We start from the raw sequence: 14,719 nt of genomic DNA on the forward strand, positions 1-14,719 counted from the left end.
GTGACGTCGAGGAATCCAGGCATGACTCTGGTGTTACGCCGGGATCTGCCGCAGCGGCACCAAAGACTCGCGCTCCGGCCAAGACAAAAGACTGAATCTCTTTTTACGCTTGCCCCATGCCATACGTGTTCTTGATGGGGTGTTTAGCTGTTCAACGCCAGCGGGTAGCTCCAAATGAAAGCTCTCAAACTGCTTGCCGCACTGGTTGTGCTTGGCGCCGCCAGCGCTAACCCGGCCTGGGCAGACCGTGGTCGTGCCCACGTGGGCGTAATGATCGGTGTCCCGCTGTACTCACCGGCCTATTACCCACCCTATTACTACTATCCACCTTATTCACCACCAGTCGTCATCGAGCGCACGGCGCCCCCGGTGTATATCCAGCAACAAGTGGCACCGGCACAGGCACCTGCCGCCAATGTCTGGTATTTCTGTGCGGCGGCCAACGCTTATTACCCTTATGTCAAAGATTGCCCCGGTGGTTGGCAGCAGGTTCAGCCTCAACCGCCCGCGCAACCCTGACCGGATCGGGTGATCATCATGAAAACATCCAGAACCACACTCTCGATCGCACTCCCGCTGCTATTGCTTGCCGGATGCGTGACGATGCCCAATGGGCCGAGCATCATGGCGCTCCCGGGTTACGGGAAGACTTTCGATCAATTCCGGGCTGACGACGCCGAGTGTCGTCAATATGCGAGTTACCAGATCGGCGGCCGCGATGCCAATCAGGCAGCCACAGATGCGGGCGTGAAAAGCGCAGTTGTCGGGACAGCCGTCGGGGCGCTCGCCGGCGCAGCGATCGGTGGTCACAACGGAGCGGGTGCAGGCGCCGGCGCAGGATTGCTGCTTGGCAGCGCGGCCGGCTCAGGTGCGGCCCAGAGCTCCGCCTACGGCACCCAACGCAGCTATGACCACGCCTACATCCAGTGCATGTACGCAAAGGGCGAGCAGGTGCCAATGGCCGTGGCGCCGCAACAGCGCTATTCCGCCCCGCCGTCGGCGCCACAACCCGGCTATTACCCGCCGCCTCCGCCGCCGGGCTACCCGGGTCGTTAATCACGCTGCTGACTCGATGTTTCTGAGTGAACTTCAAATCTCGCAGCGTGAACATCGAATGTTCCGCCAAGCTCCGTTCGATACCGTGCGGTACACATCCTTTGTGGACGCTACGACATTTCATATTGCATCCGCACTATCAAATCTCGCCTCTCCCACATCGCAATAGCCCCTCGCAGCATCGTATGTTGCAGCCGCATCAATCGATGCGGCTGCAACAGCATCGAATGTTGATCGCGCGCACTCACCTGTAGACACCGACATGGTCACCGAGCGGTCTGGCGCGTGCTATGTGTCAGCGGTCACCATCGATCAACTCAGGGGAACATGTCACCAGTGGCAGGCATCACAGACATTAACGGCCCTGTCCACCGACGATCGTACCCCCACCATGAAACCCCTGCCTGCCGCTCTGCTGGGCGCTTCCCTCGCCGCCCTGCTGTCCGCCTGCGCTGGCCCGCGCTTCCCGGCAAACGCCGCGACGGTCGATGAACTCGTCGCTCGCCTGGGGCCACCCGCCAGGCGCTGGCGGATGGAAAACGGTGGCGAGCGCCTGGCCTTCACCACGTCGCCGCTGGGCACCCAGACCTGGATGGCTGTCACCGATGCGGGCGGCCGGGTGCGCAGCGTCGGGAATGTGCTCGACATGCCGCACTTTGCTCGCGTACAGCCGGGCATGGACGAGGACATGGTAATGCGCGAGATCGGGCCGCCCTACCTGCCCTGGACGGTAAGCTACCCGGCACGCAACGAGCGCGTGTGGGAATGGCGCTACTGCGATGTATGGAACGAACCAGCACGCTTCGATGTGCTGTTCGACGCCAGCACCGGCAAGGTCCGTTCGACGATGAGCCTCACCGAACGCCAATCTCGCGATGGCAGCGGCGAACGCAGCGAGTGGTGCAGCCAGTAATACCCCCTCCACGGCTGTGAGCCGGACGTTCGACTCCTGCACGAACGTCCGATTCTCGGTCGCCGATTGATCCGCCTGCCCAGCCTCCGCTCCAGCGGCATTAATTAAAAAATCAATTCCATTTCAGTCTCTTAGCTCCTTTATCCGTGGCCTGGCACAGCGGTTGCGCTATGTCTTGCGGGGTCAGCGGCTCGCCCCGGGGTGCGGCGGAACGCGGCACCAGTCCAAACCAAGGAGAAATGGAGACAACCATGGAAGTCCAACAATCACAGGTGCAGGTGATGGGCATCGATGCCGGCGGCACGATGACCGACACCTTCTTCGTACGAGCCGACGGACGCTTCGTCGTCGGCAAGGCGCAGAGCAACCCGGCCGACGAATCGCTGGCCATCTTCAACTCGTCGGAAGACGCCCTCGCCCACTGGAACCGTACGGTGGACGACGTCTACCCGGAACTGGCGACCTGCGTCTATTCCGGCACCGCCATGCTCAACCGCATCCTGATGCGCAAGGGCCTCGACGTGGGCCTGATCTGCAACAAGGGTTTCGAGCAGATCCATTCGATGGGCCGCGCCCTGCAGAGCTATCTGGGCTACGCACTGGAAGACCGCATCCACCTCAACACCCACCGCTACGACGAGCCGCTGGTGCCCGTTTCCCGCACCCGCGGCGTGACCGAGCGCACCGACGTGCAGGGCAAGGTGGTCATTCCGCTGCGCGAGGAGGAAGTCCGCCAGGCCACCCGCGAGCTGATCGCCGCCGGCGCGCAGGCCATCGTGATCTGCCTGCTGCAGTCCCACAAGAACGAGTCCAGCGAAACCCGTGCCCGCGACATTGCGCGTGAGGAGCTGGCCAAGCTGAAGGTGGACATCCCGGTCTTCGCGTCGGTGGATTACTACCCGTCGCGCAAGGAAAGCCACCGGATGAACACGACCATCCTGGAAGCCTACGGTGCCGAACCGTCGCGCCAGACCCTGAAGAAGGTCAGCGACCGCTTCAAGAAGCACGGCGCCAAGTTCGACCTGCGCGTGATGGCCACCCACGGCGGCACGATCAGCTGGAAGGCCAAGGAGCTGGCCCGCACCATCGTCTCCGGCCCGATCGGCGGCGTCATCGGCTCCAAGCTGCTCGGCGAATACCTCGGCGACGAGAACATCGCCTGCTCCGACATCGGCGGCACCAGCTTCGACGTGGCGCTGATCACCAAGGGCAACTTCGCGATCAAGTCCGATCCGGACATGGCCCGCCTGGTGCTGTCCCTGCCGCTGGTGGCGATGGACTCGGTGGGCGCCGGCGCCGGCAGCTTCGTGCGCCTCGACCCCTACAGCAAGTCGATCAAGCTCGGCCCGGACAGCGCCGGCTACCGGGTCGGCACCTGCTGGCCGGAGAGCGGCCTGGATACGGTGTCGGTGTCCGACTGCCACGTGGTGCTCGGCTACCTGAACCCGGACAACTTCCTGGGTGGGGCGATCAAGCTCGACGTGCAGCGCGCCCGCGACCACATCAAGGCGCAGATCGCCGACCCGCTCGGCCTGTCGGTGGAAGATGCCGCGGCCGGCGTCATCGAGCTGCTCGACCTGACCCTGTCCGAGTACCTGCGCGCCAACATCAGCGCCAAGGGCTACAACCCGGCCGAATTCACCTGCTTCTCCTACGGCGGCGCCGGCCCGGTGCACACCTACGGCTACACCGAGGGCGTCGGCTTCAAGGACGTGGTGGTGCCGGCCTGGGCGGCGGGCTTCTCGGCCTTCGGCTGCGCCTGCGCCGACTTCGAGTACCGCTACGACAAATCGGTAGACCTGGGCGTCGCCCAGCTCGCTCCCGACGCGGACAAGGAAGCGGCCTGCCGCACGCTGCAGGACGCCTGGTCCGAGTTGGCGCTGAAGGTCATCGACGAGTTCGTGCTCAACGGCTACAAGGCCGAGGACGTGCTGCTGATCCCCGGCTACAAGATGCAGTACATGGGCCAGCTCAACGACCTGGAGATCGTCTCGCCGGTGACCAGCGCCGCCAGCGCCGCCGACTGGAACCAGATCGTCGATGCCTTCGAGAACACCTACGGCCGTGTGTATGCCAGCTCGGCGCGCTCGCCGGAACTGGGCTTCTCGATCACCGGCGCGATCCTGCGCGGCACGGTAGTGACCCAGAAGCCGGTGCTGCCGGAAGACGAGGACGCCGGCCCGACGCCGCCGCAGAGCGCCTACCTGGGCACCCGCCCGTTCTACCGCCACAAGCGCTGGGTCGACGCCGCGCTGTGGAAGATGGAAAGCCTGAAGGCCGGCAATCACATCGTGGGCCCCGCGATCATCGAATCCGACGCGACCACCTTTGTGGTGCCGGATGGCTTCGCGACCACGATCGACAAGCACCGCCTGTTCCATCTCAAGGAAGTCCGCTAGGCCACCCACCCCATTGAGGAGACATCGTCATGAACATGATGAACAAGAATGAGCTCGGCTTTGCCGACCTGCTGAAAAACGGCCAGACCCTGAAGCAGTTCCGCGACGGCATCATCGAGCGCACCAAGGCCAGCGGCCACTACAACGGTATCGAGAAGCTGGCCTTCCGCGACAGCGACCCGATCGGCTACGAAAAACTGTTCTCCAAGCTGCGCGGCGGCCTGGTGCATGCCCGCGAAACGGCCAAGAAGATCGCCGCCAGCCCCATCGTCGAGCAGGAAGGCGAGCTGTGCTTCACGCTCTACAACGCCGCCGGCGACTGCGTGCTGACCTCCACCGGCATCATCATCCACGTCGGCACGATGGGCGCAGCGATCAAGTACATGATCGAGAACAACTGGGAGGGCAACCCCGGCATCAACCCCGGCGACATGTTCACCACCAATGACTGCGCCATCGGCAACGTGCACCCCTGCGACATCGCCACCATCGTGCCGATCTTCTGGGAAGGCAAGCTGATCGGCTGGGTCGGTGGCGTGACCCACGTGATCGACACCGGCTCGGTGACGCCGGGTTCGATGTCCACCGGCCAGACCCAGCGCTTCGGCGACGGCTACATGATCACCTGCCGCAAGACCGGCATCAACGACGAGCCGCTGCGCGACTGGCTGCACGAGTCGCAGCGCTCGGTGCGCACGCCCAAGTACTGGATCCTCGACGAGAAGACCCGCATCGCTGGCTGCCACATGATCCGCGAGCTGGTGGAGGACGTGATCCGCGCCGACGGCATCGAGGCCTACGAGAAGTTCGCCTTCGAGGTCATCGAGGAAGGCCGCCGCGGCCTGATGAGCCGCATCAAGGCCATGACCCTGCCCGGCAAGTACCGCAAGGTGTCCTTCGTCGATGTGCCCTACAAGCACGAGGATGTGCAGGTTTCCAACGCCTTCGCCAAGCTCGACTCCATCATGCACTCGCCGTGCGAGATGACGATCAAGCCGGACGGCAAGTGGCGCCTCGACTTCGAGGGCGCGAGCCGCTGGGGCTGGCATACCTTCAACGCCCACCAGGTGGCCTTCACCTCCGGCATCTGGGTGATGATGTGCCAGACCCTGGTGCCGACCCAGCGCATCAACGACGGCGCCTATTACGCCACCGAGTTCCGCCTGCCCAAGGGCACCTGGTGCAACCCGGACGACCGCCGCACCGGCCACGCCTACGCCTGGCACTTCCTGGTGTCCGGCTGGGCAGCCCTGTGGCGCGGCCTCGGCCAGTCCTACTTCAGCCGCGGCTATCTGGAGGAGGTCAACGCCGGCAACGCCAACACCTCCAACTGGCTGCAGGGCGGCGGCATCAACCAGGACGGCGAGATCCACGCGGTGAACAGCTTCGAGGCCAGCTCCTGCGGCACCGGCGCCTGCGCGGTCAAGGACGGCCTCAACCACGCCGCCGCCATCTGGAACCCGGAAGGCGACATGGGTGATATCGAGATCTGGGAGATGGCCGAGCCGCTCCTGTACCTCGGCCGCAACGTCAAGGCCAACTCCGGCGGCTACGGCAAGTACCGCGGCGGTTGTGGCTTCGAGACGCTGCGCATGGTGTGGAACGCCCAGGACTGGACCATGTTCTTCATGGGCAACGGCTTCATGAACAGCGACTGGGGCCTGATGGGCGGTTATCCGTCCGCCACCGGCTACCGTTTCGAGGCCCACAAGACCGGGCTGGAAAACCGCATCGCTATCGGCGACAGCCTGCCGCTGGGCGGCGACCTCGATCCGTCCAACCCGGACTACGAGCGCCACCTGGACGCCACGGCCACGGTCAAGCGCGACAAGCAGTGCATCACCACCGAGGACTGCTACGCCAACCACGACCTCTACCTCAACTACCTGCGTGGCGGCCCTGGCTTCGGCGACCCCATCGATCGCGAGCCGAAGGCCATCGAGGCGGACCTCAACCAGAAGTTCCTGCTGCCCGAGTACGCCGAGAAGGTCTATGGCGCGGTGCTGACCCAGGACGCCAAGGGCGTGTTCACCGTCGATCCGGCCAAGACCCAGGCCCGCCGCGCCGAGATCCGCAAGGAACGCCTGGCCCGCGCGCTGCCGACCCGCGAATGGATGAAGGAAGAGCGCGAACGCATCCTCAACAAGCACGCCTCCATCCAGGTCCAGCACATGTTCGCCACCAGCTTCGCGCTGTCCGAGAAGTTCACCCAGCAGTTCAAGGACTTCTGGAACCTGCCGGCCGACTGGCTGGTGCGCGAGGAAGAGCTGGGCGTGCCGTCCTACGGCGCCAAGCACCGCATGGACCTGTCCTTGCTGCCCGACGTCACCACCGTCGTCCAGGTCGAAGAGTAATCACCGAATCAAGGAGTTCGAACATGTCTACTTACACCAACGAGCAGGTCGCCCACCTCGTCGAAGGCACTCTCGACTGGGAAACCACCTTCCGCATGCTGTCCATGCCCAAGGACCAAAGCCGCTTCGAGCAGTACGTGGCGGCCCTGCAGGCCAAGGTCACGTTCAAGGACAAGATCGTCCTGCCCCTCGGCCCGCACCTGTACATCGTGCAGTCCGCCAAGACCAAGGAATGGGTCACCCAGTGCGACTGCGGCCACGTCTTCGCCGACTACCGTGAAAACTGGAAGCTCCATGCCGCCATCTACGTGCGCGACACCGAAGAAGCGATGACCGAGGTCTATCCCAAGCTGATGGCGCCGGACACCCAGTGGCAGGTGTATCGCGAGTACTACTGCCCGACCTGCGGCACCATGCACGACGTGGAGGCGCCGACCCCGTGGTATCCGGTGATCCATGACTTCGAACCGGACATCGAGGCCTTCTACAAGGACTGGATGGGCCTGCCGGTGCCGGAACGCGCTTAAACAGGGTTGCAAGCGCTTTGCGGGGCTCGGCCGTGACGGCCGGCCCCGCTTTTTTGTTGCCGCTGGAGCGCCATCCCGCGCCATCGGCAAACGTCCGAAAACGAGTCGGACGCCATCCCGAACGTCCGATTTTCGGACGCTCCATCCCGGCAGGTACCCCACGCAGCGTAGCGGAGCCCGCGCGACATGCGGACTGCGCACACCGCTGCCGGATGGCATCACCTTTGCTAATCTTGAGGATGGCAATCCGGCTCTTCGGCCGACCAGACCCAACAGGAGGCACAGCACCACCCGATCGATCCACCGTTCCGCCTGCGCGCAGAAACCATTCATATCGGCCGCCTCGATCGCGGCCCGCCGCGGCCGGGACGCAAGCCAAAGGAGGAAGACGTGAGAAAAGCACAGCACGGAGGGACCAGTGTTCTCCAATCCACGCAATAACGCCGCCGTGATGGCCGCCTGGGAATCCTTCCTGAGCGGTGATGCCGCCCGCAACGACACCCTGCGCACCCTGGTGGACCGCTCGTGGCGGCGCTGCCAGGACGCCCGCGTGGACCCGGATCGCCGCTACGCCCCCGATCCCCTGCCCGAGCACGCGCTCTATGCGCTGCGGGAGAGCAACAGCGAACTGCTGGAGGCCGGTGCGCCGGTGATGGCCTACGCACGGGATTTCCTCGCCGAGAGCGGCACGATGATGCTGCTGGCCGACACCCAATGCACCATCCTCACGATGGAAGGCGACACCCCGACGGTGGACACCGCCGAGTCGATCCGCCTGATTCCCGGCGTCACCTGGAGCGAGCACATCTGCGGCACCAACGCCATCGGTACGGCGCTGGCCGTCGGCCAGCCGGTGCAGATCCACTCGGCCGAGCACTTCTGTGCCGGCATCAAGCTGTGGACCTGTTCGGCGGCGGTGATCCGCCATCCCCAGGGCGGCGAGATCGTCGGCGTGATCGACGTCTCCGGCCTGTCCGAAACCTATAACCGCCAGAGCCTGGCCCTCGCCGTCACCACCGCCAGCCGCATCGAGAGCCGCCTGGCCGCGCGGGAAATGGAGCTGCGCTGCCGCCTGCTGGAAGGGGCGATGGGCCGCTGGGGCTCCAGCGCCACCGACGGCCTGATCCTCTTCGACCGGCGCGGCGTGCCGGTCAAGATCAACGAGCACGCCACGAGTGCCGTTGCAGCGCGGGGCGGCGACATGGATCTGTCCGTCCCCGCACGCCTGCCGGAGATGGCCCTCGGCGCGGACGGTCCGGTCGGCCCGCTGCCCGAGTGGATGAACAACGACTGGCTGGTGCCGGTGACGAGCCACGGCCTGCGCCTCGGCACGCTGCTGATCATGCCCCTCGCCCGCGGCGCCCGCCCGGCGTCCATCCAGCAGGCGGCGCCGAACTGTACGCCGCCCGACAGCCCGGCCAAGGTGCGCAATTTCGCGTCGCTGGTCAGCCGCAATCCCACGCTGTTGTCGGCCATCGACAAGGCGCGCCAGCTGGCCCGCTCGAAGGTGCCGGTGCTGCTGCTCGGCGAGACCGGCGTCGGCAAGGAGGAGTTCGCCCGCGGCATCCACGAGGCCAGCCAGCGCGCCAGTGGTGCCTACGTGGCCCTCAACTGCGGCGGGCTGTCGCGGGAACTGTTGGCCAGCGAGCTGTTCGGCTACGCGGAGGGCGCATTCACCGGCGCCCGCAAGGGCGGCATGATGGGCAAGATCGAGGCGGCCGACGGCGGCACGCTGTTCCTCGACGAGATCGGCGAGATGCCCATCGACCTGCAGCCCCATCTGCTGCGGGTGCTGGAGGAAGGCGAGATCCACCGCCTCGGCGAGAACGCACCGCGCAAGGTGAATTTCCGCCTTGTCGCCGCCACCCACCGCAACCTGCGCGAGGAAGTCGCGGCCGGCCGCTTCCGTATGGACCTCTACTACCGCATCGCCGTCACGACGCTGCATCTGCCGCCGCTGCGCGAACGGCGGGAGGACATCCCGCTGCTGGTAGACCTGTTCCTGACCCGCTTCGCCGCCCAGCACGGCCTGCCCGAGCGCCCGCTCGGCATGGGCATCCTGGAACGTCTGCAGGCCTACCCATGGCCGGGCAACGTGCGCGAACTGCGCAACGCGGTGGAGAGCATGGTGCTGATGAGCGACGGCGCGGAGATCGACGCCGGCGCCCTGCCCGCCGAGCTGTCGGACATCGAGGTGCCGCCACCGACTGCCACTGGCGGCTCCCGGATCTGCAGCATCGCCGACGGCGAGCTGGAGCTTATCCGCCGTGCCATCGCCGCCACCGGCGGCAACCTCACCTGGGCAGCGCGCCAGCTCAACATCGCCAAGAGCACGCTGTACCTCAAGCTCAAGCGCTACGGGCTGGAGGTGGACCGGGAGCGCGCCCGCACGAGTGCCTGACGCCAGCCTTGCAAACGGGGCGGTTTGTGTAAAAAGCAGCCCGCCCCGGCGCCGGCCGGACTAAAATCCGGCCAATGTTCGACTCGCCCCAATCCAGGTCTTCGCGCGCCCTCCAGCTGGCGATCGCGACGTCTCTGCTCGTCCATGGCCTCTTGTTGCTGGTCAAGCTGAACCCGCCGGAACAGGAACACGCCAGCCCCCACCTGGAAGCCCGCCTCGCCCCGCCGCCGGCACCCCGCGCGGATATACGGCCGCGTCCGAAGAAGCCTGTCAAGATCGCCGAGGCGCCTCCGCGCAAACCGCAGCAGGCACAGAAGCCTAAAGCCAAGGCGCCCGAAAGCCGTCCGCGCATCCTCACCGCCCGCAAGTCCAACGCGCCCGCCGTGCGCAGCGCCGAACCCGCCCCCACGTGGAGCGTGGCCCAGAAGGAGGAGATGGACAACTTCCTCAACGATCTGGCCCGCGACGCGAAGAAACCGCCCCCGCCACCGCCGACCCTCGCCGAGCGCTCCATGGCGATGGCCCGCGAGATCGGCCGCGAGCAGATGCGTGAGTCCCGCGGGCGCAGTTCGAGCAGCCTGGAAGACCTGGTCGAGCGCATCCCCAACAGCCCGCCGGTGGATCCCTTCAGCCTCGAGTTCTACATGGACGCGCTGGTCAAGAAGCTCAACCGCAGCGCTGCCTTCGTGAAGAACGACCCGCGCACCCGCGGCATCCGCAACGCGTCCATCGAGGTGCGCCTGAACCCGGACGGCTCGCTGAAGAGCTTCAAGGTCGTCAATGCCGGCGACCAGCAGGACGAGATCGCCTTCGTGAAGTCGGTCGTCGAGCGGGCGATTCCCTTCTCGGCCTTCCCGCCCGACATCGTGAAATCCGCCAAATCCCTGGCACTGATGATCTGCATCCAGCCGCCCAGCCTGGGCGGCGGCAGCTTTGGCTTCACGCGCCGGCCGGACGGCAGCGGCTGCTGAAGCCAGCACAACGTTCGAGGAGCCACCGTGGGGTACGACGTCATCGGCGACATCCACGGCCAGGCCGACAAGCTCGAAGCCCTGCTGCAGCACATGGGCTACCGCCCGCATGACGACGCGTGGCGCCACCCGTCCCGTACGGCAGTGTTCGTCGGCGACTTCATCGACCGCGGTCCCCACCAGCTGCGCACCGTCCGCATCGCCCGCAACATGGTGGAAAGCGGCGCGGCGCTGGCGGTGATGGGCAACCACGAGCTCAATGCGATTGCCTGGCACACGCCGGACCCCATGCATACCGGCGAATACCTACGCCGCCATTACAGCACCCACTGGGGGCACAAGAACCGCATCCAGCACCAGCGCTTCCTCGACGAAGTGGCGGGCGATCCGACGCAGCACGCCGACCTCATCGCATGGTTCCGCTCCCTCCCCCTGTGGCTGGAACTGCCGGGCATCCGCGTCGTGCACGCCTGCTGGCATCAGGGGTTGATGGACTGGCTGACCAGCACGGGCTACGTCGAGGAAAATCGCTTGCGCCCGGCCGCTCTGCCGGACGCCACCCGCGAGCCCGACGACGACTCCGTGACGGACACACCCGAACCCAGCCTGTTCCGCGCCGCCGAGACCCTCACCAAGGGACTGGAGATTCCGCTGCCAGACGGCGTCTCCTACCAGGACAAGGACGGCATCGCACGCCACCGAGTGCGTATCCGCTGGTGGGACCGCGACGCCACCACCTGCCGGCGCGCCGCCCTCGTCCAGGAGCAGCTGCGCAGCCGGCTGCCGGACACGCCGCTCCCCGCCTATGCCCGCATCGATGACCAGGACCCGCGGCCGGTATTCTTCGGCCATTACTGGTTCACCGGGCAACCGCGCGTACTCGCCCCGCATGCCGCCTGCGTCGATTACTCGGCCGGCAACGGCGGCCCATTGGTGGCGTATCGCTGGGACGGCGAAGCCCAGCTGCGCGATGCCCATTTCTGCCAGGTTTCCTGAGCTGGCCTGCACAACGGCATACGCGCCCGTTCAACTTCGGCACCGAGTGGGCTAGATTGGGAGCCTCCGCCTCCTGCAAAGGCCCGCGCCATGTCTTGCCTCCTCGCCCTCGACCAGGGCACCAGCAGCAGCCGCGCCATCGTCTTCGACGCCGAAGGTCAGGCCCTCGGCAGCGCCCAGCTCGAATTCCGCCAGTCCTACCCGCAGCCAGGCTGGGTCGAGCATGATCCGCTGGAGATCTGGCAGACCCAACTCGACTGCGCCCGCCAGGCCCTGAGCAAGGCCGGGCTGACCGGCGCCGACGTGGCAGCCATCGGCATCACCAACCAGCGGGAAACCACAGTGCTGTGGGAGCGAAGCAGCGGCCAGCCGCTGGCGCCGGCCATCGTCTGGCAGGACCGCCGCACCGTGGCCGCCTGCGAAGCCCTGCGCGCAAACGGACATGCGGCGCAGATCCGCGCCAGGACCGGCCTGGAGGTGGATGCCTATTTCTCGGCCACCAAGCTGGCCTGGCTGCTCGACCACATACCGGATGCACGCCGCCGCGCTGTTGCCGGCGAGCTGGCCTTCGGCACCATCGACAGCTGGCTGGTGTGGCAGCTCACCGGTGGCCGGCTGCACGTCACCGACCCGAGCAACGCGTCGCGCACGATGCTCTTCGACATCCACCGCCAATGCTGGGACGAGGAATTGCTGGCCCTGTTCGACCTTCCCGCCGCGCTGCTGCCGGAGGTCGTGGACAGCAGCGGCGTGCTCGGCGCGACGGATGCCGGGCTGTTCGGCACTGCGATCCCGATCGGCGGGCTGGCCGGCGACCAGCAGGCTGCCACCTTCGGCCAGGCCTGCCTGCAGCCCGGCTCGGCGAAGAATACCTATGGCACCGGCTGCTTCCTGATGCTCAATACAGGTGAGCAACCTGTCGAATCGAAGCATCGCCTGCTCAGCACCCTCGGCTGGCGCATCGGCGGGCAGACCACCTACATGCTGGAAGGCAGCGTCTTCATCGGCGGCGCGGTGGTGCAGTGGCTGCGCGATGGGCTGGGGCTGATCCAGCGCGCCGCCGACATCGAAGCCCTCGCCGCCTCGGTGCCGGATACCGGCGGCGTGGTGCTGGTGCCGGCCTTCGCCGGCCTCGGCGCCCCCTACTGGGACGGCTACGCCCGCGGCACGCTGCTCGGCCTGACCCGCGGCAGCGGCAAGGCCCACATCGCCCGCGCGGCGCTGGAAGCCATTGCGCTGCAGACCGTCGACCTGGTGGATGCCATGAACCGGGACGGCGCTGGCCCGCTGACCGAACTGCGGGTGGACGGTGGCGCCGCGCGCAACGACCTGCTGATGCAGATCCAGGCCGACCTGCTCGGCGTGCCGGTGATCCGCCCGCAGCAGACCGAAACAACGGCCCTCGGCGCGGCCTATCTCGCCGGCCTGGCGGTCGGCCTGTGGCGCAGCCCTGAAGAATTGTCCGCCCACTGGCGAGCGGAGCGTGTCTTCGCGCCGACCTGCTGCCAGGACGAGCGCGAGGCCCGCCTCGCCGAATGGCACCGCGCCGTGGAGCGTGCCCGCGGATGGGCGGCGGCATGAGGCGCGCGGTCCTGCTCGAGCGCCTGCGCCACACGCCGCGCTGGGACGTGCTGGTCATCGGCGGCGGCGCCACCGGCCTCGGCTGCGCGGTGGATGCCGCATCGCGGGGCTATTCGACGCTGCTGCTCGAAGCCCACGATTTCGCCAAGGGCACCAGCTCCCGGTCCACCAAGCTGGTGCACGGCGGCGTCCGCTACCTCGCCCAGGGGCGCATCGGGCTGGTCCATGAAGCCTTGGCCGAGCGGGCGCTCCTGCTCGCCAACGCGCCGCATCTGGTGCATCCACAACGCTTCGTCGTACCGCTCTACCGCCAGTGGGACCGCCTGCAGCTCGGCGTCGGGCTGGCCGCCTACGACTGGCTGGCCGGCAACCACAGCCTCGGCGCCAGCCGCCCGCTGTCGGTGGAGGAAACCCGCCGCGCGCTGCCCGGCGTGCGCGAGGACGGGCTGGTCGGCGGTATCGCCTACATGGACGCCCGCTTCGACGACGCCCGGCTGGCCATCACGCTGATGCGCACGGTGCTGGACCTGGGCGGCCTGGCCCTCAACTGGCTGCCCGTTACGGGGCTGCGCCATGAGGGCGGGCACGTCGTCGGCGTCGACGCGCAGGACGCGGAAAGCGGCGAATCCTTCGCGCTGTCGGCGCGGGTCGTCGTCAATGCGGCCGGCGTGTGGGCCGACGCCATCCGGCGCCTCGACGACCCGACGAGTACGGCCCAGTTGAACCCCAGCCAGGGCGTACACATCGTGCTCGACCGGGATTTCCTGCCCGGCGACACGGCGCTGCTGGTGCCACGCACCGACGACGGCCGCGTGCTGTTCATCATCCCCTGGCAGCACAAGCTACTACTCGGCACCACCGACACGCCGCGGCCGGATATTCCGCTGGAGCCCCAGCCGCTGGACGGCGAGGTGGACTTCATCCTCGCCACGGCCGCCCGCTATCTGCGTCGCAGGCCGCAACGCAGCGACATCCGCAGCCAGTTCGCCGGCCTGCGCCCGCTGATCGGCGGCAGCGGCAACACCTCGAGCCTGTCGCGGGAGCACGTGATTCAGATTGCGCCTAGCGGACTGGTATCGGTGGCCGGCGGCAAATGGACCACCTACCGGCGCATGGGCGAGGAGATCATCGACCAGGCCGCGACCGTCGCCGGCCTGCCGGCCCGCCCCTGCCGGACGCGCAGCCTGATTCTGCACGGCAGCCCGCCGTCACCGTCCGACGACGTGTTCGGCACCGACCGCGCCGCGGTGGACGCGCTGCCCGGCGCGGGACGCCAGCTGCACCCTGCACTCTCACTCAGCGAGGCGGAAGTGCGCTTCGCCGCCCGCGAGGAACAGGCCCGCGACGTCGAGGACGTGCTGGCCCGCCGCCATCGGGCGCTGTTCGTCGATGCCACTGCCGCCAGCGAAGCCGCCCCGGCAGTCGCCGCGATCCTCGCCGACGAACTGGACTGGGATACGGAACGCACCCACGAAATGACGGAAGCCTTCCACCGGCTGGCAGAAGGCTTCCGCTGAAGGT

Annotated in this window: 11 protein-coding genes; all 11 read left to right on the forward strand. The window is 67.0% G+C overall.

The genetic code is table 11. The features are described 5' to 3' along the window. Positions 1–174: 174 nt before the first annotated feature. Positions 175–519, forward strand: a complete 345-nt coding sequence (locus AC1PQG_RS12890) for a hypothetical protein (protein ID WP_481122926.1) — start codon at positions 175–177, stop codon at positions 517–519. 18 nt (positions 520–537) lie between these two features. Beyond that, complete coding sequence (locus AC1PQG_RS12895; RefSeq protein WP_481122927.1) at positions 538–1,056, forward strand: hypothetical protein; 519 nt, start codon at positions 538–540, stop codon at positions 1,054–1,056. Positions 1,057–1,447: 391 nt separating this feature from the next. Continuing rightward, positions 1,448–1,969 carry a hypothetical protein gene (locus AC1PQG_RS12900; RefSeq protein WP_481122928.1) on the forward strand — a complete coding sequence of 174 codons (522 nt, stop codon included), beginning with the start codon at positions 1,448–1,450 and terminating at the stop codon, positions 1,967–1,969. A gap of 251 nt (positions 1,970–2,220) precedes the next feature. Then, positions 2,221–4,368, forward strand: a complete 2,148-nt coding sequence (locus AC1PQG_RS12905) for a hydantoinase/oxoprolinase family protein (RefSeq protein ID WP_481122929.1) — start codon at positions 2,221–2,223, stop codon at positions 4,366–4,368. A gap of 29 nt (positions 4,369–4,397) precedes the next feature. Continuing rightward, on the forward strand, positions 4,398–6,722 hold the full coding sequence (locus tag AC1PQG_RS12910; protein WP_481122930.1) for a hydantoinase B/oxoprolinase family protein: 2,325 nt from the start codon (positions 4,398–4,400) through the stop codon (positions 6,720–6,722). Between the two features lie 23 nt (positions 6,723–6,745). After that, a complete protein-coding gene (locus tag AC1PQG_RS12915; protein ID WP_481122931.1) occupies positions 6,746–7,249 on the forward strand; it encodes an acetone carboxylase subunit gamma in 504 nt (167 codons plus the stop codon). A gap of 418 nt (positions 7,250–7,667) precedes the next feature. Further along, positions 7,668–9,650, forward strand: a complete 1,983-nt coding sequence (locus tag AC1PQG_RS12920) for a sigma-54-dependent Fis family transcriptional regulator (protein ID WP_481122932.1) — start codon at positions 7,668–7,670, stop codon at positions 9,648–9,650. A gap of 74 nt (positions 9,651–9,724) precedes the next feature. Next, on the forward strand, positions 9,725–10,621 hold the full coding sequence (locus AC1PQG_RS12925) for a hypothetical protein (protein WP_481122933.1): 897 nt from the start codon (positions 9,725–9,727) through the stop codon (positions 10,619–10,621). Positions 10,622–10,648: 27 nt separating this feature from the next. Continuing rightward, on the forward strand, positions 10,649–11,617 hold the full coding sequence (locus AC1PQG_RS12930; RefSeq protein WP_481122934.1) for a metallophosphoesterase: 969 nt from the start codon (positions 10,649–10,651) through the stop codon (positions 11,615–11,617). A 90-nt stretch (positions 11,618–11,707) separates the two neighbouring features. After that, positions 11,708–13,198, forward strand: coding sequence for a glycerol kinase GlpK (glpK, locus tag AC1PQG_RS12935; protein WP_481122935.1), 1,491 nt, complete (start codon positions 11,708–11,710; stop codon positions 13,196–13,198). Beyond that, positions 13,195–14,715 carry a glycerol-3-phosphate dehydrogenase/oxidase gene (locus AC1PQG_RS12940; protein WP_481122936.1) on the forward strand — a complete coding sequence of 507 codons (1,521 nt, stop codon included), beginning with the start codon at positions 13,195–13,197 and terminating at the stop codon, positions 14,713–14,715. The genes glpK and AC1PQG_RS12940 overlap by 4 nt, the downstream gene beginning before the upstream one ends. Positions 14,716–14,719: the final 4 nt, after the last annotated feature.

The organism is Zoogloea sp. GDB6, assembly GCF_056724105.1.